This window comes from Sphingomonas sp. SDUR79 (genome assembly GCF_056821745.1).
Map to the genome: position 1 here is coordinate 2,976,042 of NZ_JBPDIN010000001.1, position 23,445 is coordinate 2,999,486.

The 23,445-nt window shown below is 66.2% G+C and carries 24 protein-coding genes; 14 read left to right on the plus strand and 10 right to left on the minus strand.

Annotated features, from left to right (window positions below):
* The first annotated feature begins 49 nt into the window (after positions 1-49).
* On the plus strand, positions 50-748 hold the full coding sequence (locus ACRYLO_RS14605; RefSeq protein WP_482660827.1) for an NAD-dependent deacylase: 699 nt from the start codon (positions 50-52) through the stop codon (positions 746-748).
* A 148-nt stretch (positions 749-896) separates the two neighbouring features.
* On the opposite strand, the gene era is transcribed toward ACRYLO_RS14605, so the two are convergent.
* The 3 genes from era to lepB all read right to left on the minus strand — a co-directional run bounded on the left by era (position 897) and on the right by lepB (position 3,478).
* Positions 897-1,793: a GTPase Era gene (era, locus tag ACRYLO_RS14610; RefSeq protein WP_412103468.1), complete on the minus strand. Its 897-nt coding sequence runs from the start codon at positions 1,791-1,793 to the stop codon at positions 897-899.
* Between the two features lie 174 nt (positions 1,794-1,967).
* Entirely contained in the window at positions 1,968-2,684 is a 717-nt protein-coding gene (gene rnc, locus ACRYLO_RS14615; protein WP_482660828.1) for a ribonuclease III, read from the minus strand.
* Positions 2,633-3,478 carry a signal peptidase I gene (gene lepB / locus ACRYLO_RS14620; RefSeq protein WP_482660829.1) on the minus strand — a complete coding sequence of 282 codons (846 nt, stop codon included), beginning with the start codon at positions 3,476-3,478 and terminating at the stop codon, positions 2,633-2,635. The genes rnc and lepB overlap by 52 nt, the downstream gene beginning before the upstream one ends.
* Positions 3,479-3,711: 233 nt before the next feature.
* On the opposite strand from lepB, the gene pgi reads away from it, so the two are divergent.
* Together pgi and ACRYLO_RS14630 are read left to right on the plus strand one after the other, a co-directional pair.
* Entirely contained in the window at positions 3,712-5,205 is a 1,494-nt protein-coding gene (pgi, locus tag ACRYLO_RS14625) for a glucose-6-phosphate isomerase (protein WP_482660830.1), read from the plus strand.
* Positions 5,202-5,501: an alkylphosphonate utilization protein gene (locus tag ACRYLO_RS14630; protein WP_224921727.1), complete on the plus strand. Its 300-nt coding sequence runs from the start codon at positions 5,202-5,204 to the stop codon at positions 5,499-5,501. The genes pgi and ACRYLO_RS14630 overlap by 4 nt, the downstream gene beginning before the upstream one ends.
* Positions 5,502-5,533: 32 nt before the next feature.
* Here ACRYLO_RS14630 and ACRYLO_RS14635 read toward each other — a convergent pair whose 3' ends face one another.
* Positions 5,534-6,052 carry a T6SS immunity protein Tdi1 domain-containing protein gene (locus tag ACRYLO_RS14635; RefSeq protein ID WP_482660831.1) on the minus strand — a complete coding sequence of 173 codons (519 nt, stop codon included), beginning with the start codon at positions 6,050-6,052 and terminating at the stop codon, positions 5,534-5,536.
* Between the two features lie 135 nt (positions 6,053-6,187).
* On the opposite strand from ACRYLO_RS14635, the gene gorA reads away from it, so the two are divergent.
* Positions 6,188-7,534 carry a glutathione-disulfide reductase gene (gene gorA / locus ACRYLO_RS14640; RefSeq protein WP_482660832.1) on the plus strand — a complete coding sequence of 449 codons (1,347 nt, stop codon included), beginning with the start codon at positions 6,188-6,190 and terminating at the stop codon, positions 7,532-7,534.
* 15 nt (positions 7,535-7,549) lie between these two features.
* Here the strand turns inward: gorA and ACRYLO_RS14645 are convergent, their stop codons facing one another.
* Together ACRYLO_RS14645 and ACRYLO_RS14650 are read right to left on the minus strand one after the other, a co-directional pair.
* Positions 7,550-9,055 (minus strand): DUF2272 domain-containing protein, encoded by a 1,506-nt coding sequence (locus tag ACRYLO_RS14645; protein WP_482660833.1) that lies wholly within the window; start codon positions 9,053-9,055, stop codon positions 7,550-7,552.
* A 152-nt stretch (positions 9,056-9,207) separates the two neighbouring features.
* Positions 9,208-10,470 carry a dicarboxylate/amino acid:cation symporter gene (locus tag ACRYLO_RS14650; RefSeq protein WP_482660834.1) on the minus strand — a complete coding sequence of 421 codons (1,263 nt, stop codon included), beginning with the start codon at positions 10,468-10,470 and terminating at the stop codon, positions 9,208-9,210.
* Positions 10,471-10,687: 217 nt separating this feature from the next.
* Between ACRYLO_RS14650 and glmM the strand changes: the two genes are divergently transcribed.
* The 6 genes from glmM to ACRYLO_RS14680 all read left to right on the plus strand — a co-directional run bounded on the left by glmM (position 10,688) and on the right by ACRYLO_RS14680 (position 15,495).
* Positions 10,688-12,028 (plus strand): phosphoglucosamine mutase, encoded by a 1,341-nt coding sequence (gene glmM / locus ACRYLO_RS14655; protein ID WP_482661752.1) that lies wholly within the window; start codon positions 10,688-10,690, stop codon positions 12,026-12,028.
* Positions 12,025-12,348, plus strand: a complete 324-nt coding sequence (locus tag ACRYLO_RS14660; protein WP_482660835.1) for a YdeI/OmpD-associated family protein — start codon at positions 12,025-12,027, stop codon at positions 12,346-12,348. Before glmM ends, ACRYLO_RS14660 begins: the two co-directional genes overlap by 4 nt.
* Positions 12,349-12,492: 144 nt before the next feature.
* Positions 12,493-12,726: a DUF1272 domain-containing protein gene (locus tag ACRYLO_RS14665; RefSeq protein ID WP_482660836.1), complete on the plus strand. Its 234-nt coding sequence runs from the start codon at positions 12,493-12,495 to the stop codon at positions 12,724-12,726.
* Positions 12,723-13,598 carry a 2-dehydropantoate 2-reductase gene (locus ACRYLO_RS14670; protein ID WP_482660837.1) on the plus strand — a complete coding sequence of 292 codons (876 nt, stop codon included), beginning with the start codon at positions 12,723-12,725 and terminating at the stop codon, positions 13,596-13,598. Before ACRYLO_RS14665 ends, ACRYLO_RS14670 begins: the two co-directional genes overlap by 4 nt.
* 492 nt (positions 13,599-14,090) lie before the next feature.
* Entirely contained in the window at positions 14,091-14,879 is a 789-nt protein-coding gene (thiD, locus tag ACRYLO_RS14675; protein ID WP_482660838.1) for a bifunctional hydroxymethylpyrimidine kinase/phosphomethylpyrimidine kinase, read from the plus strand.
* Positions 14,872-15,495: a ribonuclease HII gene (locus ACRYLO_RS14680; RefSeq protein ID WP_482660839.1), complete on the plus strand. Its 624-nt coding sequence runs from the start codon at positions 14,872-14,874 to the stop codon at positions 15,493-15,495. The genes thiD and ACRYLO_RS14680 overlap by 8 nt, the downstream gene beginning before the upstream one ends.
* Before the next feature lie 77 nt (positions 15,496-15,572).
* Here ACRYLO_RS14680 and ACRYLO_RS14685 read toward each other — a convergent pair whose 3' ends face one another.
* Positions 15,573-17,168: an isocitrate lyase gene (locus tag ACRYLO_RS14685; protein ID WP_482660840.1), complete on the minus strand. Its 1,596-nt coding sequence runs from the start codon at positions 17,166-17,168 to the stop codon at positions 15,573-15,575.
* 342 nt (positions 17,169-17,510) lie between these two features.
* On the opposite strand from ACRYLO_RS14685, the gene ACRYLO_RS14690 reads away from it, so the two are divergent.
* Positions 17,511-18,656, plus strand: a complete 1,146-nt coding sequence (locus tag ACRYLO_RS14690; protein ID WP_294015376.1) for a site-specific DNA-methyltransferase — start codon at positions 17,511-17,513, stop codon at positions 18,654-18,656.
* A gap of 19 nt (positions 18,657-18,675) precedes the next feature.
* Positions 18,676-19,791, plus strand: coding sequence for a dihydropteroate synthase (folP, locus tag ACRYLO_RS14695; protein WP_482660841.1), 1,116 nt, complete (start codon positions 18,676-18,678; stop codon positions 19,789-19,791).
* A 3-nt stretch (positions 19,792-19,794) separates the two neighbouring features.
* Here the strand turns inward: folP and ACRYLO_RS14700 are convergent, their stop codons facing one another.
* Together ACRYLO_RS14700 and ACRYLO_RS14705 are read right to left on the minus strand one after the other, a co-directional pair.
* Positions 19,795-20,337 carry a hypothetical protein gene (locus ACRYLO_RS14700; RefSeq protein WP_482660842.1) on the minus strand — a complete coding sequence of 181 codons (543 nt, stop codon included), beginning with the start codon at positions 20,335-20,337 and terminating at the stop codon, positions 19,795-19,797.
* Positions 20,338-20,375: 38 nt separating this feature from the next.
* Positions 20,376-21,137, minus strand: a complete 762-nt coding sequence (locus ACRYLO_RS14705) for an SDR family NAD(P)-dependent oxidoreductase (protein ID WP_482660843.1) — start codon at positions 21,135-21,137, stop codon at positions 20,376-20,378.
* Positions 21,138-21,196: 59 nt separating this feature from the next.
* Between ACRYLO_RS14705 and ACRYLO_RS14710 the strand changes: the two genes are divergently transcribed.
* Entirely contained in the window at positions 21,197-21,730 is a 534-nt protein-coding gene (locus tag ACRYLO_RS14710) for a cytochrome b (protein WP_482660844.1), read from the plus strand.
* Here the strand turns inward: ACRYLO_RS14710 and ACRYLO_RS14715 are convergent.
* Positions 21,727-23,157 (minus strand): sigma-54-dependent transcriptional regulator, encoded by a 1,431-nt coding sequence (locus tag ACRYLO_RS14715; protein WP_482660845.1) that lies wholly within the window; start codon positions 23,155-23,157, stop codon positions 21,727-21,729. The genes ACRYLO_RS14710 and ACRYLO_RS14715 overlap by 4 nt on opposite strands.
* A gap of 161 nt (positions 23,158-23,318) precedes the next feature.
* Here ACRYLO_RS14715 and ACRYLO_RS14720 point away from each other — a divergent pair, with 161 nt between their 5' ends.
* On the plus strand, positions 23,319-23,444 hold the full coding sequence (locus ACRYLO_RS14720) for an aa3-type cytochrome c oxidase subunit IV (RefSeq protein WP_482660846.1): 126 nt from the start codon (positions 23,319-23,321) through the stop codon (positions 23,442-23,444).
* Position 23,445: the final 1 nt, after the last annotated feature.

Genomic DNA, 23,445 nt, shown 5'->3' on the forward strand with positions numbered 1-23,445 from the left:
ACGCCCCCGCCCCCTCCCGCAAGCGGGAGGGGAGTGATAGGCTCACCTCATGACCCACCCCCGCAACATCGTGATCCTCACCGGCGCAGGCATCTCCGCCGAATCCGGCGTCGCCACCTTTCGCGGCCCCGGCGGGCTGTGGGAGGGGCATCGCGTCGAGGATGTCTGCACGCCGCAGGCGCTCGCGCACGACCCCGATCTGGTCCACCGCTTCTACGACGAACGCCGCGCCAATCTGGCCAAGGTCGAACCCAACGCCGCGCACCACGCGCTCGCCCGACTCGACGCGCAATGGCCCGGCGAGCTGCTGCTGGTCACCCAGAATGTCGATGATCTGCACGAGCGCGCCGGATCGAAACGCATGCTGCATATGCATGGCGAGCTGAAATCCGCCCTGTGCGCGCTGTGCGGCATTCAGAGCGAATGGCCCGACCCGCTCCCGCCCGGCACCTCCTGCCCGTCGTGCGACGCCCCGGCACTGCGCCCCGACATCGTGTTCTTCGGCGAGATGCCCTATCACATGGAGGTGATCGACGCCGCGCTCGCCCGCGCCGACCTGTTCGTGTCGATCGGCACATCGGGCGCGGTCTATCCCGCCGCCGGCTTCGTCCGCACCGCGCGCTATCACGGCGCCGACACGCTCGAACTCAATCTGGATCGGTCGGAGGGCAGCGCGTGGTTCGCGGAATCGCGCCTCGGCCCCGCCGGAACGCTGGTGCCTGAATGGGTGAACTCGCTGCTCGGCTGACCAGAACAATCCTCCCCCGCAAGGGGGAGGTGTCAGCGCAGCTGACGGAGGGGGCGGAAGGGATTGGACGAGAGGCGATAGGGCACAGCCGTCCTCCCCCTCCGTCGCCTTCGGCGCCACCTCCCCCTGGCGGGGGAGGATTGAATAGCTAATCGACCCAGTCCAGCCCGATCTCACGGTACAGCGACCGATCCTCTTCCCAGCCCGGCCGTACCTTCACATGCAGGAACAGCTGGACCTTGACCCCCAGCAACTCCATCAGCTCGGCCCGCGCGCGCGACCCGATTTCCTTGATCTTGGACCCGCCCTGCCCCAGCACGATCGCGCGCTGTGTCGGCCGCTCGACCAGAATCTGCTGGTAGATCTCGACCGACCCGTCGGGCTTTTCGGTGTAGCGCTCGGTCTCGATCGCCGTCGCATAGGGCAGTTCGGCGTGGAGCAGGTGATAGAGCTGCTCGCGCGTGATTTCTGATGCCAGCATCCGGTCGGTCGCGTCCGACACCTGATCCGCCGGGAAGTGCCACGGCCCCTCCGGCATCCGCTTGGCGAGCTCCGCCTTCAGCTCCGCCACGCCATCGCCGGTCGTCGCCGACACGAAGAACGTGTCCTCGAACTCCGCCAGCTCATTCAGGCTCGCGGCATGGCCCAGCAGGCGCGGCTTGTCGGCGATGTCGACCTTGTTGAGGATCAGGATCTTGCGCTCGCGCCGATCCTTCAGCCCCGCGACGACGCTGCGCACCTTCGGCCCGATCCCGCCCTTGCCATCGACCACCAAAGCGATCAGGTCCGCGCCCTGCGACCCTTCCCAGGCGGCGGCGACCATCGCGCGGTCCAGCCGCCGCGCCGGATCGAAAATCCCCGGCGTATCGACCAGCAGCAGTTGAGTATCATCGGCAATCGCGATGCCCATCAGCCGCGCGCGCGTCGTCTGCGCCTTGGGGCTGACAATCGCCACCTTCTGCCCGACCAGCGCGTTCACCAAAGTCGACTTGCCCGCATTGGGCGCGCCGACCACGGCGATCAGGCCGCATTTCTGTGCTTCGATATCCAAAACCACTCCGTCCAAAAAACCAACGTCACCCCGGCCTTGTGCCGGGGTCCACCCATCCGCCGGCGCATCACTCAATGATATAGCACAGCGGATCAGCAAGCGCCTCAGCCGCCGGATGTGCTGCACCGTCGACCCCGGAACAAGTCCGGGGTGACCACCTTGTCTGGCCTATTTCTGCAGTACCGCCAGCAACGCCGCCGCCGCTGCGGTCTCGGCTTCCTGCTTGCTCGATCCCGTTCCTTCGGCCTCGGCCAGCTTGGCGATCTCCGCCTTCACGCGAAAGCGCGGCGCATGGCCCGGTCCCGAGCGTTCGACCAGCAGATAGTCGGGCGCGCGGCGGTTGTTCGCCGCTGCCCATTCCTGCAGCGCGGACTTGGGATGTTTGGGCGCCGCCGACTGATTGTCGATCCGGCTGTCCCACAGCTGCCGCACCAGCGCGCGCGCCGCGTCGAACCCCTGGTCGAGGAACGTCGCGCCGATCAGCGCCTCCATCACATCGCCCAGCACATTGTCGCTGTCCGACGCGCCATCGTCGCGCGCCTGCTTGCCGAGCTTCAGATGGCGCGGCACGCCGATCTCGCGCGCGACCTCGGCGCACATCTGTCCGGTCACCAGCGCGTTGAACCGCCGCGACAATTTCCCCTCCGGCTCGCCCGGAAAGCGCGCATACAGCCATTCGGCCAGCGTCAGCCCGAGCACGCGGTCGCCCAGAAATTCCAGCCGCTCGTAATTGTCCGCACCCTGGCTGCCATGCGTCAGCGCACGGCGATAAACCGCCAGATCGTCCGGCGCATGGCCCAGCACCCCGGCCAGCCAGCCGGGCAAATCGTCACTCAAAAGCCTTCCCCGATCCGCTCGAAGCGCGCTGCGCTGAACCAGGTCCATGGCAGCACCCAGCTGGCACTGCCATCGGTCGACCAGAAGCTGACCACCGCCTTGCCCTGGATATTCTCCATCGGGACAAAGCGGATGCCGCGCTTGTTCTCGCCATCGACCATCAGCGGCTCGAACCGGCTGTCGCTCGAATTGTCGCGATTGTCCCCCATCAGGAAGACATGGCCGGCCGGCACGGTGAAGATATCGGTATTGTCGCCATCGCTCTGCCCGGCGTCGAGCACATCATAGCTCTTCCCGCCCGGCAGCGTCTCGCGATAGCGCGCAATGCGGCACACCGGCGTGCCGTCCGCCGCCATTTCGATCGTCGGCGCATCGCAATCCGCGTTCGGCGTCATCGGCAGGACAAAGTCCGCCACGCGCTGTTTGGGGATCGCCTGCCCGTTCAGGATCAGCTGGCCGTTCCGCATCTGCACCGTATCGCCGGGCACGCCGATCACACGCTTGATCCAGTCGGTCCGGGCGTCGGGCGGCGCCTTGAACACCACCACATCGCCGCGCGCCGGGTCCTTGGCGAACACGCGCCCCGGAATCAGCGGCAGGCTCCAGGGAAGCGAATGCTTGGAATAGCCGTAATTCCATTTGGTGATGAACAGATAGTCGCCGACCAACAGGCGCGGGAGCATCGACCCCGACGGGATGCTGAACGGCGCGAACACGAAACTGCGTACGATGATCACCAGGATCACCAGCTTCACCAGAAAGCTGATCGTATCCCGCAGCTCGGAGCGCGGCTTGAGGGTCTCGGCGGGGGCGGCGGTCTGCGCCGTGGCGGAATCGTCCATGATGCTGCTGTGCTTTGGGTGTGTGGCATCGTCAAGGCGCCTTTGTTTAGTTTGCGGCACCGGCCCGCTCCCCCACCCGGCCACCCACTCCAGTGTATTCTGATGGGTGGCCGGGTGGGGGAGCGGGCCGGTGCCGCGCTTCGGCAACGCCGAAGCACCAAAACAGAAGCGCACCGCTTTCACTCCCCCACCCATCACGCTACACGCGCCGCGACCCAAAAGGAGACAGGCACATGGCGACCCCCGACTGGAGCGCGATCGAATCGCTGCCGCGCACCCCGCTCAAGGACCTGTTCGCGGGCGATCCCAACCGCCTGGCATCGCTCACCACCGATGTCGCGGGCATCCATTTCGACTTTTCGAAAACGCATCTCGACGGCCAAGCGCTCGACGCCTTCACCGCGCTTGCCAAGGCGACCGACCTTACCGCCAAGCGCGACGCGCTGTTTGCGGGCGATCCGGTCAACGTGACCGAGGGCCGCGCCGCCGAGCACACCGCCGAACGCGGTGAGGGCAGCGAAGACAGCGTCGCGCGTGCCGCCGCCTATCACGCCCGCATGCGCGGCCTGATCGACGCGATCGAGGCCGAAGCGCTCGGCCCCGTCCGCCACATCCTGCACATCGGCATCGGCGGCTCCGCGCTCGGCCCGGAGCTGCTGATCGACGCGCTCGGCCGTGACATGGACCGCTATGACGTCGCCATCGTCTCGAACATCGACGGCTGCGCGCTGGAGGAGGCGATCGACAGCTTCGACCCGCACGCCACGCTGATCGCGGTCGCGTCGAAGACCTTCACCACCACCGAAACCCTGCTCAACGCCACCAGCGCGCTCGACTGGATGCGCGAACATGGGGTCGAGGATCCCTATGGCCGCGTGATCGCGCTCACCGCCGCGCCGGACAAGGCGGTCGAATGGGGCGTCGACGAAACGCGCATCCTGCCCTTCGCCGAATCGGTCGGGGGGCGCTATTCGCTATGGTCGTCGATCGGCTTCCCCGCCGCGATCGCGCTCGGCTGGGATGCGTTCGAAGCGATGCTCGACGGCGCGGCCGAGATGGACCGCCATTTCCGCCTGACCGATCTGCGCAGCAACGCACCCGTCCTCGCCGCCTTCGCCGACCTCTACTATACCCAGAATCGCGGCGCCCAGACGCGCGGCGTCTTCGCCTATGACGAACGCCTGCGCCTGCTCCCAAGCTACCTCCAGCAGCTCGAGATGGAATCGAACGGCAAGTCGGTGACGGCGGACGGCCAGCCCGTCGGCCGCGCCACCGCGCCGATCACCTGGGGCGGCGTCGGCACCGACGCGCAGCACGCGGTGTTTCAGCTGCTGCATCAGGGCACGCACCTGATCCCGCTCGAATTCCTGGCGGTGATCGAGGGCGGCGACACGCTGGCCGAGGATCACCACCGCGCGCTCCTGCTCAACTGCTTCGCACAGGGTGCGGCGCTGATGGCCGGCCGCGCCAATGACGACCCCGCCCGCGCCTATGCCGGCGACCGCCCGTCGATGACGCTCCTGCTCGACGAACTCGACCCGCGCACCTTGGGCGCGCTGATCGCCTTCTACGAACACCGCATTTTCGTCAGCGCCGCACTGCTCGGCATCAACCCGTTCGACCAGTTCGGCGTCGAACTCGGCAAGGAAATGGCCAAGGCCGCCGAGCGCGGCGGGCAGGCGTTCGACCCCTCCACCGACGACCTGATCCGGAGAGCCTTCGCATGAGCGACGACGAATACGTCTATGACGAGGCCAGCGGCGAATGGGTCCCCGCCTCGCAAGTGGCTGCGGCTCCGGCGGAGGATGCGGTCGAAGTCCGCGACTCGGTCGGCAATTTGCTCGCCGACGGCGATCAGGTCACGTTGATCAAGGATTTGACCGTCAAAGGCGCAGGCCAGACCCTCAAACGCGGCACCCTGATCAAATCGATCCGCCTGACCGGCGACCCACAGGAAATCGACTGCAAGTTCGACGGGATCAAGGGCCTGGTGCTGAGGGCGGAGTTTGTGCGGAAGCGGTAGGCGTCTGCAATTGGGTGGAAAGCGGTCGTGCGCTAATCGGTGATGGATACGTTCGAGATCGGCGTTCCGACCGGTAACCCTCGAACCTGAGCCAGCATCTGTGCAGCCATGGACCAGTAGACACCAAAGTCGCAGGCTTCGAGGTTGGAAACGTCGTCTGACCCGCCAAGGTAGAGCGGGCGCTTGTATCCGATGCATTGCTCGTACTCGGGGCGCACTCCGCCAGCCGCGAGCCACTGCTCGAAGAACGTGTAGGCCGCTGCCGCGTCAGGCTCGTCCACTAACTCCTCGGAATGGAAGGCCCCACGGTTTACGGGTATCTCCAGAGCCTCTCCGGTGCCCGGTTCGAGCATGAGGACCTGCGGCTCCCCTCCAACCACGCGACCTTGATCTGTAGCGAATTGGCGGCCCAGCCAATCAGCACCGAAACATACAATCCTGTCAGCGAACTGCGGAAATGCTTCAGCTGCTAGAGCAGTGAAGCGGACCACGTCCTCGGGCCGATGTAGCCGATATGCGCCGTTAAGATAAGTCAGATCTTTGTCAGCCATGCGAACAGCGTAGCCCATCCCCCAACGTCCGCAATGGGGTCGTTAGCCAACTGTCCGCTTCGAAGCCGCTCCTCCGTTGGCAATCCCGCCCCTTGCCCCTATCTCCCCGCTCCGACGACCCAACAGGAGCCCCCAATGCCCGATTACGACTACGACCTCTTCGTCATCGGTGCAGGCTCCGGCGGCGTCCGCGCCTCCCGCGTCGCCGCCGCGCACGGCGCAAAGGTCGCGATCGCCGAGGAATATCGCGTCGGCGGCACCTGCGTCATCCGCGGCTGCGTGCCCAAGAAGCTGCTCGTCTATGGCGCGCATTTCGCCGAGGATCTGAAGGACGCGCGCCGCTTTGGCTGGAACGTGCCCGATTGCGACTTCGACTGGGCGGTGCTGCGCGACAATGTCCTGTCCGAAGTCGACCGGCTGAACGGCGCCTACACCAACACGCTCGACAGCCACGGGGTCGAGATCGTCCACGAACGCGCCACCGTCTCCGGCCCGAACGCGGTCACGCTGGCGAGCGGCCGCACGATCACTGCGGCCAAGATCCTGATCGCGGTCGGCGCGCGCCCGCTGGTCCCCGCCTGCCCCGGCCACGAACATGGCATTACCTCGAACGAGGTGTTCCACCTCGACGCGCTGCCCAGGCGCGTGCTGATCGCGGGCGCGGGCTATATCGCCAATGAATTTGCCGGCATCTTCAACGAATTCGGCAGCAAGGTGACGCTGATCAACCGCAGCGATGTGATCCTGCGCGGCTATGACGAACAGATCCGCGACCGGCTGCTGCAGATTTCGATGACCAAGGGCATCGACTTCCGCTTCCACGCCGAATTTCGCGGGATCGAGAAGCAGGCCGATGGCACCCTCAAGGTCAGCATGACCAACCATGACGATATGGAGGTCGACTGCGTCCTCTTCGCCACGGGCCGCGTCCCCAATACCGATGGCCTGGGCCTCGCCGAAGCCGGGGTCGAGCTGGATGCCAAGGGCGCGATCGTGGTCGGCGCGGACAACAAGTCGAGCGTCGAGTCTATCTACGCCGTCGGCGACGTCACCAACCGCGTCCAGCTCACCCCCATCGCGATCCGCGAGGGACAGGCGTTTGCCGACACCGTGTTCGGCAACAAGCCGACCATTGTCGACTATGGCTGCATCCCCTCGGCCGTATTCAGCCACCCGCCCATCGCCGGCGTCGGCATGACCGAGAGCGAGGCCAAGCAGAAATTCGGGGCGGTGAAGGTCTATACCTCCGACTTCCGCGCGATGAAGAATGTGCTGGCGAACCGCAACGAACGCGCGCTCTACAAGATGATCTGCGAGCCGAACTCCGGCAAAGTCCTCGGCCTCCACATGATCGGCCCCGACGCCCCCGAAATCCTTCAGGCGGCGGCAGTGGCGGTCAAGGCGGGCCTGACCAAGGACGATTTCGACCAGACCGTGGCGCTGCACCCGAGCATGGCGGAAGAGCTGGTACTGATGAAATAGGCTCGATGTGGAGCGTCAGGCGTAGGTCTTGTTTCCCAATGCGGCGTTGGTGATCGATTCCAGCATTGCATGGCTCATTCCGGTGCCGCCGCCGAAGTGCCACCAATTCAGCCCCGCGATCCGCCCGAAATCCCGCCAGCCTGCCAGAAACTCGTCCAGCTTCGCCTCCGCGGTCGCCTGACTGAACCCGCTCTCCCCCCAATAGGCCTGGCCCGTCAGGATCAGCGGTTTGGGCGACGTCGCCGCCAGCCGCGCCCAGCGGTCCAGGCAAAGTTCGGCATAGCCATGCGCCTTGCCGATCGGATAATCCGTGCCGTCAGGCCGCTTGAACTGCTGCACCATCTTGGCGTTGGGATAGTTGAACCAGTAGATTTGCGGCGCGAACGCGTCGACATAGGGCAAGGCTGCGGACATCAGCTGCGGTTCGTGCCAGTCGACCAGCGCGAATGAAGACACAGCAAAGGATCCGACGACCCCCTTGCGCACCGCCGCGCAAAAGGCATCGACCTCCAGCGAGGTCCAGACCGAGTTGTTATGCCCCGGTTCGATGTCCGCGATATAGTCTTTCAGGCCATAGGTGTTCAGCGCCTTCAGCGCGATTGCAGCCTCCGCTTTGGGATCTTCGCCCTGCACCCAGCCCCAGCCGGCGACCGCGATACCCGCACTCTGCAACGCCGCAATCAGCGACTTGCTCGCGGCCTGCGTCGACGCGGCATCGGCCTGCCGCCCGTGGATCCGCACCCAGGCGTGGGACATCCCCGCGCGCACCATGGCAGCCGCGACATTCGCCGGACTGCCATAGTCGGCGATCGTCGCGGCGGAATTGTAGATGAAGGTGCCATGCTTCCGGAACGCCTTGGCCAGCCCGCCCGTGACCGCCTCCGTCAGCGGATCCGCATCGCCGGCATCGCCCTTCAGCGTCTCGATCACGCAGATATAGGGATTGGCCGCACGCTGCCTCACCAGTCCCGCCGCCGTCAGTTCGACCTCGGTGCGACCGACCGAATTGCCTTCGTTGCCACCGACCGTAACGGCATATGTCTTGCCGTTGCGCCGGACCAGATCGACGACGATCGCGCTGTGCGACGAATAATTGTCACTGGCCCGCGCATCGGCAAAACTCTTTTTTCCACCCAATCGGTTGGCGACGATCAGGTCGCCGATTTGCGGCGGCCGCGCGTCGATCGGTCGCCCCCGGAATACGCCCGTGCCCGCATCGGCGTTCAGGATCGCGCGTTGCGTAAACACCGCGTGCCGAATCGAAAAGTCGAACTCGGCCGACGTCGCGCCCGCGCGCAAGACGCACCACGATACGAATGTGGCAGACCAGGCCCAGCTCGAAATATCCTGAGACATCTTCCAGCCGAGCTTGTCGGCGGGGTCCGCGACGGCAAGGTCCGCCAGATAGGTTTTGTAAATCCGATCGCGCAGTCGCTTGTCGGATTCAGGAACGCCGCCATAATCCTGATATTCGCGGCGCGCGACCGATGCGAGCATTTGTGCATAAGCTGTCGATGGCATCGCTTATCCTCTCCGTAAAAGAACAGATACGCATACCAACTATCGATCAAAGCACGCACGCTGCGAAATTTGAACGCGACATCTGAAAAAGTCGCATCCGAATCTGCCGGACTTGATGACTATTACTAGGGTCGAAACGATTTTGAAAGCGATCAAACACCCTCGCGCAATAACGCATCCGCCTCGCTGTCCGCCTCACCCTCGCCGGCAATCGCCCGCGTCGCGCCGACATCCATCGCGACATTGCCCAAAGTGCGGAAGATATCGGGGATCGTCTCGACCGCCACCAACAGCCCGAGTGGCGCGATCGGCACGCCCATCGCGATCGCGATCGGGGCGATCGACGACACGAAGCTGATCGTCCCCGGCAGTCCCACCGCGCCCATCGTCGTGATCGCCGCCGCCGCCCAGCCCGCGGCGATCTGTCCTGCGGTCAGCTCGATCCCGAACCAGTGCGCGACATAGATGGCGACCGCAAAGTTCATCGCCGGGCCGGTCCAGCGGAACAGCGCAACGGCAAGCGGCAGCACCACGCCCGCACGCGCCACCGGCACGCCGAGCGCTTCGGTCGAGCGCAGCATCGCGGGCAGGCTGGCGAGCGAGCTTTGGGTCGACGCCGCGACCACCTGGCTCGGCACGATCGCGCGGATGAACCGCCCTGGCGCCACCTTCGCTACGCCCCAGGCAAAGGGCACGGCGAGCAGCCACAGCACGATGCCGACGGTGCACAGGATCGCGACATAATGGAGCAGCGCCCCGAATGCCGCCGTCCCCGCCCGCGCGCCCACGACATAGGCGAGCGCCCCCACGCCGATCGGCCCCAGCCACAGCACCCAGTTGATCACCACCAGCATCGCATTGCCGATCGCCTGGAAAAACCCGGTCAGCCGCTCGCGCTCCTCGGCCGGCAACCGCGTGATTGCAAAGGCGAACACGGTGGTGAACAGGATCATCGGCAGGAACGCGTCATTGACCGCCGACGCGATCGGGTTCGACGGCACCAATGCAACGAGGAAGGCGGAGAAGGGCGGAATCTCGCCCGTCGGCGGCGCCGTGCCCAATGCCTCGCTCAACGCGGTGCCAAGATCGGCTCCCAGCGGAAACGCCGACAACAGCCCCAGCGCAATCGCCCCGCCCAGCGCGGATGAAATCCACAACAGTATGATGAAGGTGATGAACGCCCGCGTCGCCAGCGTGCTCGCCCGCGCCGCCTCCGCCGTCGCGGCGATGCCGGTGATCAGCAGCGACACGACCAACGGCACGATCGTCATCTGCAACGCGTGTAGCCACATCGTGCCGATCGGCTGAACCCAATCGGCGGCGACCAGCGCGCGTTCGGGCGCCAGCGCGGCAGCGATCACGCCGATGGCAAGTGCCAGAATGAGTGCAACGAAAATACGGGTTGCTTGCGACATGCTCGCCCTTGCGAAAAAGCGGCGCTATGACCGCGCCACGGGAATTGGCTTGTATCGAGATTCAGTTCAGGCTGAGCCGAAAGTGGTGGTTCTGTACGACCCGGAGCGCAGCGTACTCAAGGTACGTGAGCACCGGAAGCGTGCAGAGCCGCCACTTGCAGGCCAGCATGGACTGAAGGTCGATGCAAGCCGGGGCAACGTCGCAAAGCGGGCAGATATGGCAAGAAAATATTTCGGCACTGACGGAATCCGCGGCAAGACCAATGCCGGGCACATGACTGCGGCGATGGCGATGAAGGTCGGCATGGCGGCCGGCAAGCATTTCGTGCGCGGCGATCACCGCCACCGCGTGGTGATCGGCAAGGACACCCGCCTGTCCGGCTACATGATCGAAAACGCCCTGGTCGCAGGGTTCGCCAGCGTCGGGATGGACGTGACGCTGGTAGGACCGATGCCGACTCCCGCGGTGGCAATGCTCACCCACTCGATGCGCGCCGACCTTGGCGTGATGATCTCTGCCAGCCACAACCCCTATGCCGACAATGGCATCAAGCTGTTCGGCCCCGATGGCTACAAGCTGTCGGACGCGGACGAGGCGGCGATCGAGGCGCTGATCGACGCGGAGATCGACCTCGCCCCCTCGTCCGACATTGGCCGCGTCCGCCGCGTCGACGACGTCAAGGGCCGCTACATCCACTTCGCCAAGGCAACCTTCCCTGAGGATCTCAGCCTCGACGGGCTCAAAATCGTCGTCGATTGCGCCAATGGCGCCGCCTATCAGGTCGCACCCTCGGCGCTATGGGAATTGGGTGCCGAAGTCGTTGCGATCGGCGTGTCGCCCAATGGCAAGAATATCAACGATCAGGTCGGCTCCACCGCCCCGCTTACCCTGTGCGAGACGGTAGTCGCGTCGGGCGCGCATATCGGCATTGCGCTGGACGGCGACGCCGACCGTCTGATCGTCGCGGATGAGCGCGGACAGGTGGTCGATGGCGATCAGCTGATGGCGGCAATCGCCGGCGGCTGGGCGCGCCAGGGACGGCTCGCCGGCGGCGGGCTGGTCGCGACGGTCATGTCCAATCTCGGCCTCGAACGCCATCTCGCCGCGCAGGGCCTGGGCCTCATCCGCACCAAGGTTGGCGACCGCCATGTCCTCGAAAAGATGCGCGCCTCGGGCTATAATGTCGGCGGCGAACAGTCCGGCCACATCATCCTGTCCGACTATGCCACTACCGGCGACGGCCTGATCGCCGCGCTGCAGGTGCTCGCCGAAATCGTCCGCGCCGGTGCGCCCGCGAGCGAAGTGCTGCACCGGTTCGAACCGCTGCCGCAATTGCTCAAGAATGTCCGCTTCTCGGGCGGCAAACCGCTCGAACATGGCGCGGTGCAGGAGGTGATCGCCGCTGCCGAGGCCGAACTGGCCGGTACCGGTCGCCTTGTCATCCGTCCGTCGGGCACGGAACCGGTGATCCGCGTGATGGCGGAGGGCGAGGACATGGCCCAGGTCGAGGCGGTGGTCGATCGCATCTGCGACGCGGTGCGCGCGGCGGCTGCGTGACTGCGGCGGCCGACCCCATCGCCCCCGGCACCGCGCATGCGGTGTCGAGCGATGTCGCGGCGGCTCTGCGCGCGGACGCTGACCTGCTGGCGCGATGGGACGGTCTCACGCCGCTCGGTCGAAACGAATTTCTCTGCTGGATCGAGGAGGCACAGCAGGCGGCGACCCGTGCACGGCGCATCGAGCGGATGGGCGAGGAACTGCGCGCGGGCAAGCGCCGCCCATGCTGCTGGGCCGGCTGCATCCATCGCACCGACAAGCCACCGGGCACATGGCAACAGGCCGTGCTGATCGACGGAAAGGCGAAGAAGCGACCGTGACCGAGGCGCGCGACGGCTCCACGTTCTAAATTCCCCTCCCGCTTGCGGGAGGGGCTAGGGGAGGGCATGTCAAACCTCCCGAAAGCCGGGAGGACAGCTCCTCCCCCGCCCCTGCCGGAAGCGGGAGGGGAGAAGGAACCTCAAATGCTCGAAATGCGCCCCGATTGCGAACGCTGTGGCACCGAACTCCCCGCCGATCAGGGCGGTGCGTTCATCTGCTCGTTCGAATGTACCTTCTGCGCCAGCTGCGCGGATGATCTTGACGAGACCTGCCCGAACTGTGGCGGCGAACTGCTCGACCGCCCTGCGCGGGTCGGTGACGCGCTCAAGAAATATCCGGCGAGCACCGCGCGGCGCTTCAGCGGCAACGACAATTGACCCGCATCGCCGTCGTCGGCACCGGCGCGGTCGGCGCCAGCATCGCCGCCTGGCTGATCGCCGCGCCGATCCATGACGTCACGCTGTGCGCGCGCACGCCGTTCGCCACGCTGCGGGTCGAAACGCCCGAGGGCGTGCTCGAAAGCACCCCGCACCTCCTGACCGATCCTGCCAGCGCCAGCCCGGTCGATTGGGTGCTGGTGGTGACCAAGACCTATGACGCCCCCGGCGCGCAAACGTGGCTCGACCGGCTGGTCGGCCCGGGCACCTATGTCGCGATCCTGCAAAACGGAGTCGAGCATTACAGCCGCTTCCCCGGCCTCGACCCGGCGCGCATCGCGCCCGTCATCGTCGACATCCCCGCCGAACGCCGCGCGCCCGGCCAGGTCGTTCAGCGCCGCAACGGCAGCCTCACCGTCCCCGATGATCCCGCCGGTCGCGCCTTCGCCGCACTGTTCGCGCACTGCCCGATCGAGACCGTGCTGACCGACGACTGGTTGACGGCTGCCTGGCGCAAGCTCGCGGTCAATTGCGCCGGCGCAGTCAACGCCCTCACCCTCCAGCCGGCCGGCATCGCCCGCGACGATGAAGCAGCCGACCTGATGCGCGCGCTGATCCGCGAATGCATCGCGGTCGGTCGTGCAGAGGGCGCGACGCTCCCCGATGACCTGACCGAGCAGGTGGTCGAGGGCTATCGCAATGGCCCGGCGGACTCGATCAACTCGATCCACGCCGACCGCCTCGCCGGCCGCGCGACCGAGGCTGACGCCCGCAACGGCGTGATCGCGCGGCTGGGGGTAAAGCACGGCATCGACACCCCGCTCAACCGCATGGCGGATGTGGTGCTGAGGAAGAGTGGACCCGACAACTAGGAGGCGGAGCAATTCCTCCCCTGCCGCGCAGGGGAGGTGGCAGCGAAGCTGACGGAGGGGCCGCCCCGTAGAGGGCGGAATTTTGCCGAGCTGTTCCCGGCCGTCTGCGCGGCCGCCCCTCCACCACCGCCTCCGGCGGCGTCCCCCTCCCCTGAGACAAGCTCAGGGGAGGAATAGCGACCCACCCTTTCCTACAGCCCCCCGCCTGTGTCATGGCTTGACCGCAATGTACGCGACCATCCAACCTCGACTCCATCGGCCTGACGCCCGCGTCGCGGCTCGGTCGCGTTACTGTCCAGCGACGGTCGCCTCCCCGACACGAACCGGTCGCCCTCCCGTTGTCAGCCTGTCGCGTCGCCGTCGCGCATCTGTCGTCCGGATGTCGCGCCGGTGTCGCGTCTGTGTCGCGTCGCAGGCGCGAACCCGCCCGCTCGCAGTCGCTTCACCCGTGCACACCCCCATTGTTGTCAGCATCGTCCGGACCGTCGCCCCATGAGCATCCCCCGCATTCTCATCATCGCCGGCTCCGACTCCGGCGGCGGGGCCGGGATCCAGGCCGATATCCGCACCGTCACCATGCTCGGCGGTCATGCGACGACCGCAATCACCGCGATCACCGCGCAGAACACGCTCGGCGTCACCGCCATCCACCCGGTCCCGGTCGAGATCGTCCTGGCGCAGATCGACGCCGTGACCTCCGACATCGGCTGTGACGCGGTGAAGATCGGCATGATCGGGTCGGCAGAGATCGCCCATGCCGTCGCCGACCGGCTAGAAGCGCTCGACTGCCCGATCGTGTTCGATCCGGTGATGATCGCCACCAGCGGATCAGTGCTCGCCGACCCCGAAACCATCGCCGCGTTCGAACGGCTGATGACGATCGCCTCGGTCGTCACCCCCAACCTCCCCGAACTCACCGCGCTCGGCGGGCGACAGGCGGTGCTCGCCTATGGCTGCCACCTCGCCGAAAAGGGCGGGCACAAGGAGGGGCCGACGATCCTTGACCAGCTCTATGCGCCGAAGGACCGGCTGGTGATGGAGATCGAGGCGGAGCGGATCGACACCCCCGACACGCACGGCACCGGCTGCACCTTCGCCGCCGCGCTCGCCACCGGGCTCGGTTCGGGCCTGGCGATCGGGGAAGCGTTCATTCAGGCGGTGCGCTTCGTGCGCCTTGCCATCCTCAACGCCCCCGGCCTTGGCGAAGGCCATGGCCCGGTCGGCCATGCGCTCGGCATGGTGCCGTTCGACGTCGTGGATGAGGACGGTGGCGATGCCTGACCTGAGCTACGAACTGCGCCACGCGATGCGCGGTCCGGTGGCGGGGGTGGACGAAGCGGGTCGCGGCCCGCTCGCCGGACCGGTGGTCGCCGCCGCCGTCATCCTAGACCCCGCCTGCATCCCCGACGGCATCGACGATTCAAAGGCGCTGACCGCCGCAAAACGCGCCGCGCTGTGCGAAGCGCTATTATCCTGCGCCCGGATCGGCATCGGCATCGCCAGCGTGGAGGAGATCGACCGGCTCAACATCCTGTGGGCAACGATGTTAGCGATGACCCGCGCCGTCGCCGCGCTCGACCTGCCCCCGGCCTATGTCCTGGTCGACGGCAATCGCTGCCCCGACTGGCCCCACGCCAGCGAGCCGGTGATCGGCGGCGACGCGCTGTGCCTGTCGATCGCCGCCGCCTCGATCGTCGCCAAACACCGCCGCGACTGCATCATGGCCGAACTGGACGCGCTCCACCCCGGCTATGGCTGGGCCAGCAACAAGGGCTACGCCGCCCGCGCCCATCAGGAAGCGCTGCGCAATCTAGGCCCCACCCCCCACCACCGCCGCAGCTTCGCGCCGGTGGCACAGGCGGAACTGAATTTCGGGCCAGTGGTCCACGCTCTTTGACATGAGGGAAAAGGCCCGCCGCCGCACCTGAGTGCAACGACGAGCCTCCTTTCCTCCCCAGGAAATGGTGACGGCGATTACGCCGCGAACTGATTCATCGTGTTGTGGGCCCCGCCAGCCTTCAGCGCGGCCTCGCCAGCGAAATACTCCTTGTGGTCATCGCCAATGTCGCTGCCCGACATGTTCTGGTGCTTCACACAGGCAATGCCCTGCCGGATCTCCTGCCGCTGCACGCCCTTGACGTAGCCCAGCATCCCCATCTCGCCGAAATACTCCCTGGCGAGATTGTCGGTCGACAGCGCCGCGGTGTGATAGGTCGGCAACGTGATCAGGTGATGGAAGATGCCGGCCCGCGCCGCCGCATCCTTCTGGAAGGTGCGGATCTTCTCGTCCGCCTCGTCGGCCAGCTCGGTCCCGTCATAGTCGACACTCATGAGCTTGGCCCGGTCATAGGCCGAAACGTCCCGACCCGCCTCCGCCCAGGCATCGAACACCTGTTGCCGGAAGTTCAGCGTCCAGTTGAAGCTCGGCGAATTGTTGTAGACCAGCTTGGCGTTGGGAACGACCTCGCGGATCCGGTCCACCATCGACGCGATCTGCTCGATATGGGGCTTTTCGGTCTCGATCCACAGCAAGTCGGCGCCATGCTGCAGGCTGGTGATGCAATCGAGCACGCAGCGATCGGCCCCAGTCCCCTCACGGAACTGGAACAGGTTGCTGGGCAGCCGCTTCGGCTTCATCAGCTTGCCGCCGCGGTTGATGACGACATCGCCATTGACGCCCGACAGGTCGGTGACCTCCTCGCAATCGAGGAAGGCGTTATACTGGTCGCCCAGATCGCCCGGCTCCTTGGAGTAAGCGATCTGCTTGGTCAGCCCCGCGCCGAGCGAATCGGTCCGCGTGACGATGATCCCGTCATCGACGCCCAGCTCCATAAACGCGTAGCGACAGGCGCGGACCTTCGCCAGGAAGTCTTCATGCGGCACCGTGACCTTGCCGTCCTGATGCCCGCACTGCTTCTCGTCGCTCACCTGATTCTCGATCTGGAGCGCGCAGGCCCCCGCCTCGATCATCTTCTTGGCGAGCAGATAGGTCGCCTCGGCATTGCCGAAGCCCGCATCAATATCGGCGATGATCGGCACGACATGCGTTTCGTAATTGTCGATCGCATTCTGGATCCGCGCCGCCTCGACTTCATTGCCGGCATCCCGCGCCGCATCGAGATCGCGGAACATCATCCCCAGCTCGCGAGCATCGGCCTGTTTGAGGAAGGTGTAGAGCTCCTCGATCAGCGCCGGGACGCTGGTCTTTTCATGCATCGACTGGTCGGGCAGCGGCCCGAAATCGCTGCGCAGCGCCGCGACCATCCAGCCGGAGAGGTAGAGGTAGCGCCGCTTGGTGCTGCCGAAATGCTTCTTGATCGCGATCATCTTCTGCTGCGCGATGAAGCCGTGCCAGCAGCCGAGCGACTGAGTGTAGGCCGCCGGATCGGCGTCATAGGCCGCCATGTCGCGGCGCATGATCCCCGCCGTGTACTTCGCAATGTCGAGCCCGGTGCGGAACCGGTTCTGCAATCGCATGCGCGCCACCGATTCGGCATCGATGCCGTCCCAGCGGCCCTGTTGTGCGTCGATGGGCTTGGCGGCCCGGGCGATCTCGTCTTGATAGGTCATTGCGGCACCTCGCTTGGATTGCGAGTGTGACTATTCACTTGTTTCGACGATTGCCGGTCAAATCACGCGCTCAACCGGTCGCGACGTGCTGATTGGCACCTGAGGACCTGTAGATTTGTAAATTTGTGACAGGGACAATGCGCCAGAATCGTCATCGCCGAGTCTTTTTCGCCACACCCCAAACCTAGTGCCTGTGGATAACTTCCGGACTCAACATGTGGATAAGTCCCGAAATGTTCCGGCAAGTTAACGGAATCCCAAGCCTTTTCGTTAACCAATGTTCGCTTGACGGAGTCCTGAGTTCGTGGCGTTTCACCGGTTCAACGGGGTTTGGAGTGGTTAATGGGGGTCATCGAAAAGGTCGCTGAGGCGACACAAGCAGCGGTCGAGGTGCGCACCCGCAGCTGGGTCGACGTGCTCCCGCTCGATTCGATCATCCAGCAGGATTGCATCGAGGCGATGCGCGCCCTTCCGGCCGCATCGGTGGACATGATCTTCGCCGATCCGCCCTATAATCTCCAGCTCGGCGGCGACCTCAACCGCCCCGACGGCAGCCATGTCGACGCCGTCACCGACGACTGGGACAAGTTCGATTCGCTGTCGGCTTATGACGCCTTCACCCGCGCCTGGCTGGCCGAGGCGCGCCGCGTGCTCAAGCCCAATGGCACGATCTGGGTGATCGGCAGCTACCACAATATCTTCAAGGTCGGCTCGGCTATCCAGGATCTGGGCTTCTGGATCCTCAACGACATCATCTGGCGCAAGGCCAACCCGATGCCCAATTTCAAGGGCACGCGCTTCACCAATGCGCACGAAACGCTGATCTGGGCGTCGATGGGCGAGAAGTCGAAATACACCTTCAACTATCGCAGCATGAAGACGCTCAACGACGAGCTTCAGATGCGCAGCGACTGGGAATTCCCGATCTGCGGCGGGCAGGAGCGGCTGAAGAAGAACGGCACCAAGGTCCACCCGACCCAGAAACCCGAAGCGTTGCTCTACCGCGTGATGCTCGCCTGCACCAAGCCGGGCGACATCATCCTCGACCCGTTCTTCGGCACCGGCACCACCGGCGCAGTGGCCAAGCGCCTGCGCCGTCACTGGATCGGGATCGAGCGCGAAGGCAATTATGTCGAAGCGGCGCAGGAGCGCATCGCCGCCGCGCTGCCGCTCGACGAGAGCGCTGTCACCACGATGATGGCGCCGCGCCAGGCCCCGCGCGTCGCGTTCGGCACGCTGATCGAAACCGGCTATCTCAAGCCCGGCACCGTGCTGAGCGATGCCAAGCGCCGCTGGCGCGCGGTAGTCAAGGCCGATGGATCGCTGCTCACCGATTGCGGCGTTGCCGGGTCGATCCACAAGGTCGGCGCGACGCTGCAGGGCGCACCGTCGTGCAATGGCTGGACCTTCTGGCACCATGAAGGCGGCGAGCGGCTTCAGCCGATCGACAGCCTGCGCCAGACCTATCTGCTCGCGACGCAGCCCTGATCCGCGCTAGAGGGGGAGCATGACGATCTCCCCCGCTGCCCGCCTCTATCTCCGCCCCGTCGCGCCGGTCGACAGCCCGATCGGCTATGACGGCCAGGTGGCGCGTCTCGCCGGGGGGCTGAGCTGGTTCGCGGCTTACGAACTGATCGCGACCGAGGGCGGCCGCCGCGTGGCGCAGCAGCTGGTGCCGGTCGAGCGCCTGCCCGGCCTGCTCACCCAGCTTCCCGACCCACAGGCCGAACGGCTCCGCACCCTCGCCGCCGCCATCTCCGCGCCACGCCCGGTCATCCGCGCGGGCGAGCGGACGCTGCGGCTGGACCAACCGCTGGTCGCCGGCATCCTCAACGTCACCCCCGACAGCTTCTCCGATGGCGGGAAGCACGGCGACGACGCCGAAGCGATTGCGCAGGCCGGGTTCGACATGGGCGTCGCTGGCGCATCGCTTGTCGATGTCGGCGGCGAATCGACCCGCCCCGGTGCAGAGCCGGTGTGGGAAGGCGACGAGATCAAGCGTGTCGTCCCGGTGATCGAGCGGCTCGCGGCTTCCGGCGTCCCCGTGTCGATCGACACGCGCAAAGCGTCGGTGATGGAAGCCGCGCTCGCCGCGGGCGCGCATATTGTCAACGACGTCGCCGCGCTCGCCTATGATCCGCGCGCGATCGACGTGGTGGCAAAGGCGGCGTGCCCGGTGATCCTGATGCACTCGCCCGACCCGGCGCAATCGCCGCATGGCGGCAGCGGCTATCGCGACCCGCTGATCGAGGTGTTCGATTGGCTGGAGGCGCGGGTCGATGCCGTCGTTTCTGGCGGCGTCCAGCGCAGCAACATCCTGATCGACCCCGGCATCGGGTTTGGCAAATCGCTGGCCGACAATCTTGCGCTGATGAACGGGCTCACCCTGTTCCACGGGCTCGGCCTGCCGATCATGCTGGGCGCGAGCCGCAAGCGGATGATCGGCGCGCTGGATCATGAGGCGCCAGTCCAACGCCGGCTTGGCGGATCGCTCGCGCTGGCACTCAAGGGCGCGGGGGCGGGTTGCCAGCTGTTGCGCGTCCACGATGTTGCCGAAACCGTCCAGGCGGTGCGCGTCTGGCGCGGCATGACGGACCACGGGCTGGTCGGCCAGCCCCGCTGACCCTCAATTCAACGGTCCGGGCCGGGTGCGCTGATCGACATACGTGCGCTGGACCGTGAACGGGCTCACCCGTCCATCGCGAAAGCGGTCGCGGCGACGCTCAGCCTCGGCCCCGATCTTTTCGAGGCTGTCGACCAGATCGTCGAGATTGCGGCGACGCTCGACCGGGGTCGCGTCGCGGCACTCGTCCATGCAGGCAGCGACCAGATCGGGCACGCGGCGGCGAACCACATTGGCCCAGTCGACCGCGTCGGTTGCCAGCGGATCGCTCTCGGCAATCGCGATCAACCGCGCACAGCTGGTCCGCGCCGCCGCCACCCGGCTTACTGCCCAATCAGCCTCGGCGGCGGCGAGGGTCCACGCTGCTTCGAGCGGATCGCCCGCATCGGCCGTCTGCCCGCGCCGCAGCCGGTAGCGATCAAGCTTGGCGCGCAGCCGGCGGATGCCGAACCAGGCACCGAACGCCGCCGCACCCGCAGTGACCAGCAGCACGGCGAATACCGCCAGGGCAAGAAAGGCGGCGACGAAGACAAGGAAGCGCAGCATGCCCGATTATATGGGATCGCCCGCCCGCTTCGCCAGACTCACAGCGTATATCCGCCGTCTGCCAGCAAGGTGGCCCCGGTCATCAACGCGCTCTGCTCGCCCAGCAGGAAGGCGATCTGCTCCGCCACCTCCTCCGCCTTGGCATAACGGCCCAGCGGCGTGCCCAGCGCCGCGAGCTCGGCAAAGGCAGCATCGCGCCCGATCTGCGCTACCCAGTCCGCGAACATCGGCACCGCATCCCATACCGGCGTCTCGACCCCGGCGGGCGCGATGGCGTTGACCCGGATGCCGTCCGCCGCCCCTTCCTTCGCCGCGACCTTGGCAAGGTGGAGCAACGCCGCCTTGGAACAGCCATAGGCAGCGACGCCGGGCTCCGCCTTGATCCCCGCCGCCGATGCGGTCAGCACGATGCTGCCCCCGCGCTGTTCGGGATTGGCCGCCATTGCACGCATCGCCGCGCGCAGCGTCAGGAACGCGCCATCTAGATTGACCGACAGGATGCGCCGCCACTCGGCGAAAGCGAGCGCGGTGATGGCACCAGCACCCGCCACCCCGGCATTGACCAGCGCATGGTCGAGCCCGGTCAGGTCAACCTTATCCCACAGCGCCTCGTCCGCGACATCGCCGCAAAGGCGGGTCGTCTCCGCATCGATCCGCACCGCTTCAAGCGCGGCCGCGTCACGGTCGATCAGCACGAGCCGCGCGGCACCCTCCGCCGCCAGCAGTTGCGCCACAGCCAGCCCGATCCCCGATGCAGCACCCGTTACGAGTACGGAACGTCCTTCAAATCGTCTCGTCATCGGACTAGCATAGCGCCAACCGGCGGTTCGACGAAACGCCCTGAGCGGTGGAGGCCAGCATGAACACGTCCGCAACGCGCTACTCGGGCGGAGCAATCCTGCTCCACTGGCTGATCGCCGCGCTCCTTCTCGCCAATGTCGTGATCGCCTTCACGATGGAGGATGCGCGGGGCCTGATGCCGCTGCATAAGTCGATCGGCATCACCGTGCTGCTGCTGACGCTGGTGCGGATCGGATGGCGGCTGACCCATGCCGCCCCGCCATTGCCCGCGTCGCTGGCGTCGTGGGAGCGGACCGCCGCGCGCATCACCCATGCAGCCTTCTATCTGCTGTTGCTGGTCATGCCGTTGCTCGGCTGGGCGGCCTCGTCATCCGGCTCACGCGGTACCGGCGCGCTGTTCGGGGTGGTCCCGTGGTTCGATCTGCCGATCGGCAAGTCGCATGACCTGCATGAAGCGCTGGGTGAAGCGCATGAACTCGCCGCCTATCTGACGATCGCGCTGATCGTGCTGCATGTCGCCGGCGCGCTCAAGCACCAGTTCGTCGACCGCGACGGCACGCTCAGCCGGATGCTGCCTGGCCGCAAACCCTAAGCCGCATTCTGGTCGATGCCCAGCTCGCCAAGCTTGCGGTAGAGCGTCGAGCGGCCGATGCCGAGGCGGCGGGCCACTTCGGTCATCCGCCCGCGATAATGGCCGATGGCGAGGCGGATCACGTCCGCTTCGATCTCTTCCAGTGCACGCAGATTGCCGTCGGGCTTGAAAAGGGTCACTCCCGCCCCCTGCGCCGCGCCGCCATGCGATTGCCCGTTCCCTGCCGGACGCCCCCCGGCGAGCTGCGCGATCTGCGGGAAGTCGGCGCGGGTCAGCGCGTCGCCGTCGCACAGCACTGCGGCGCGGAACAACGCATTCTGCAGCTGGCGCACATTGCCCGGCCAGTCATAGCCGCCGAGCAGCGCCAGCGCGTCATCGGTGATACCCAGCGGCCGCAACCCCGGCTGTTCCGCGATCCGCGCGAGCAGATGACGCGCGAGCGGCGCGACGTCTCCGGCGCGGTCACGCAACGGCGGGATCGTCACCTGGACGACATTGAGCCGGTAATAGAGGTCCTCGCGGAAGCGGCCTTCCTCCACCTCGGTCAGCAAAGTCTTGTTGGTCGCCGCGATCACACGGACATCGACCTGCGATGCGTGGCGGGCGCCGATCGGCTGGACCTCGCCCGACTGGACCACGCGCAGCAGCTTGACCTGCGCTTCCAGCGGCATCTCGCCGATCTCGTCGAGGAAGATGGTGCCGCCATCGGCCTCCTGAAAGCGGCCGATCTTGCGTTCGAATGCGCCGGTGAAAGCGCCCTTTTCGTGCCCGAACAGTTCGGATTCGACGAGGTTCGCGGGGATCGCTCCGCAATTGACGCGGACGATCGACTTGGTGTGGCGGGGCGAGGCTGCGTGGATCGCCTCGGCCACCACTTCCTTGCCGACCCCGCTCTCACCCTCGATCAACACCGGCACGCGCGCGCGCGCCGCCTTGGCAGCGATGGCCAGCGCAGCGCGGAATTGCGGCGCCGACCCGACGATCTCGTCGAACGCCAGATGCGCGGACATCTTCTCGGTCAGCGGACGCAGCTCGCCCGCAACCTTTGCGCCCACCGCGCAATCGAGCGCGGCGAGCAGCCGTTCCGCGGCCAGCGGCTTCACCAGGAAATCGGTCGCCCCCGCGCGCATCGCGCTGACCGCCGCAGCGACCGATCCATTGGCGGTCAGCAGCAGGATCGGCAGCATCGGTCGGTTGGCGCGCAGCTCGGCGATCAGCGAAGCCGCGTCGAAATCGGGTGCCCAGTGATCGAGGATGATCGCATCGAGCGCCATGCCGTCCGGCGTACCCAATGTCGCCACCGCCGTTTCATGGTCGCTGGCAAAGATCGTGCGCCAACCACGCCGCGCGGCAATCGCGGCGATCAACCGGCGCTGGGCCGGTTCTTCGTCGATCAGCATCAGCTGGCGCTGTCCGTTGCGCGTCATCTCAAATCCCCCAACCTGTCTCGGCTGTCCCTAATTCGGTCACCCTGCATAAGACGGTCGGGTAAAGACGGGCTTAAGCCTGCCTAAAGCGCACAGGGGTTGAGGGGCGCGCGACCGCTGTCTAAGACAGGAACCATAACAGCGTTACGAGGGGAAGACGCATGGCCCAGAGCGGCGACATGAAGGCACATGAAGCGACCTATGGCGGATTCATGCGGCTGTTGAAGGTTGGTACGATCGTCAGCGTCATCGCCGCTGCGTTCGTCATCTGGCTGATCGCAGCCTGAC

Excerpts from the sequence above, each read along its gene's own strand:
- ACRYLO_RS14605 (WP_482660827.1), top strand. The coding sequence starts at position 50 with ATGACCCACCCCCGCAACATCGTGATCCTCACCGGCGCAGGCATCTCC.
- rnc (WP_482660828.1), bottom strand. The coding sequence starts at position 2,684 with ATGGACCTGGTTCAGCGCAGCGCGCTTCGAGCGGATCGGGGAAGGCTT.
- lepB (WP_482660829.1), bottom strand. The coding sequence starts at position 3,478 with ATGGACGATTCCGCCACGGCGCAGACCGCCGCCCCCGCCGAGACCCTC.
- pgi (WP_482660830.1), top strand. The coding sequence starts at position 3,712 with ATGGCGACCCCCGACTGGAGCGCGATCGAATCGCTGCCGCGCACCCCG.
- ACRYLO_RS14630 (WP_224921727.1), top strand. The coding sequence starts at position 5,202 with ATGAGCGACGACGAATACGTCTATGACGAGGCCAGCGGCGAATGGGTC.
- ACRYLO_RS14635 (WP_482660831.1), bottom strand. The coding sequence starts at position 6,052 with ATGGCTGACAAAGATCTGACTTATCTTAACGGCGCATATCGGCTACAT.
- gorA (WP_482660832.1), top strand. The coding sequence starts at position 6,188 with ATGCCCGATTACGACTACGACCTCTTCGTCATCGGTGCAGGCTCCGGC.
- ACRYLO_RS14645 (WP_482660833.1), bottom strand. The coding sequence starts at position 9,055 with ATGCCATCGACAGCTTATGCACAAATGCTCGCATCGGTCGCGCGCCGC.
- ACRYLO_RS14650 (WP_482660834.1), bottom strand. The coding sequence starts at position 10,470 with ATGTCGCAAGCAACCCGTATTTTCGTTGCACTCATTCTGGCACTTGCC.
- glmM (WP_482661752.1), top strand. The coding sequence starts at position 10,688 with ATGGCAAGAAAATATTTCGGCACTGACGGAATCCGCGGCAAGACCAAT.
- ACRYLO_RS14665 (WP_482660836.1), top strand. The coding sequence starts at position 12,493 with ATGCTCGAAATGCGCCCCGATTGCGAACGCTGTGGCACCGAACTCCCC.
- thiD (WP_482660838.1), top strand. The coding sequence starts at position 14,091 with ATGAGCATCCCCCGCATTCTCATCATCGCCGGCTCCGACTCCGGCGGC.
- ACRYLO_RS14680 (WP_482660839.1), top strand. The coding sequence starts at position 14,872 with ATGCCTGACCTGAGCTACGAACTGCGCCACGCGATGCGCGGTCCGGTG.
- ACRYLO_RS14685 (WP_482660840.1), bottom strand. The coding sequence starts at position 17,168 with ATGACCTATCAAGACGAGATCGCCCGGGCCGCCAAGCCCATCGACGCA.
- ACRYLO_RS14690 (WP_294015376.1), top strand. The coding sequence starts at position 17,511 with ATGGGGGTCATCGAAAAGGTCGCTGAGGCGACACAAGCAGCGGTCGAG.
- folP (WP_482660841.1), top strand. The coding sequence starts at position 18,676 with ATGACGATCTCCCCCGCTGCCCGCCTCTATCTCCGCCCCGTCGCGCCG.
- ACRYLO_RS14700 (WP_482660842.1), bottom strand. The coding sequence starts at position 20,337 with ATGCTGCGCTTCCTTGTCTTCGTCGCCGCCTTTCTTGCCCTGGCGGTA.
- ACRYLO_RS14705 (WP_482660843.1), bottom strand. The coding sequence starts at position 21,137 with ATGACGAGACGATTTGAAGGACGTTCCGTACTCGTAACGGGTGCTGCA.
- ACRYLO_RS14710 (WP_482660844.1), top strand. The coding sequence starts at position 21,197 with ATGAACACGTCCGCAACGCGCTACTCGGGCGGAGCAATCCTGCTCCAC.
- ACRYLO_RS14715 (WP_482660845.1), bottom strand. The coding sequence starts at position 23,157 with ATGACGCGCAACGGACAGCGCCAGCTGATGCTGATCGACGAAGAACCG.
- ACRYLO_RS14720 (WP_482660846.1), top strand. The coding sequence starts at position 23,319 with ATGGCCCAGAGCGGCGACATGAAGGCACATGAAGCGACCTATGGCGGA.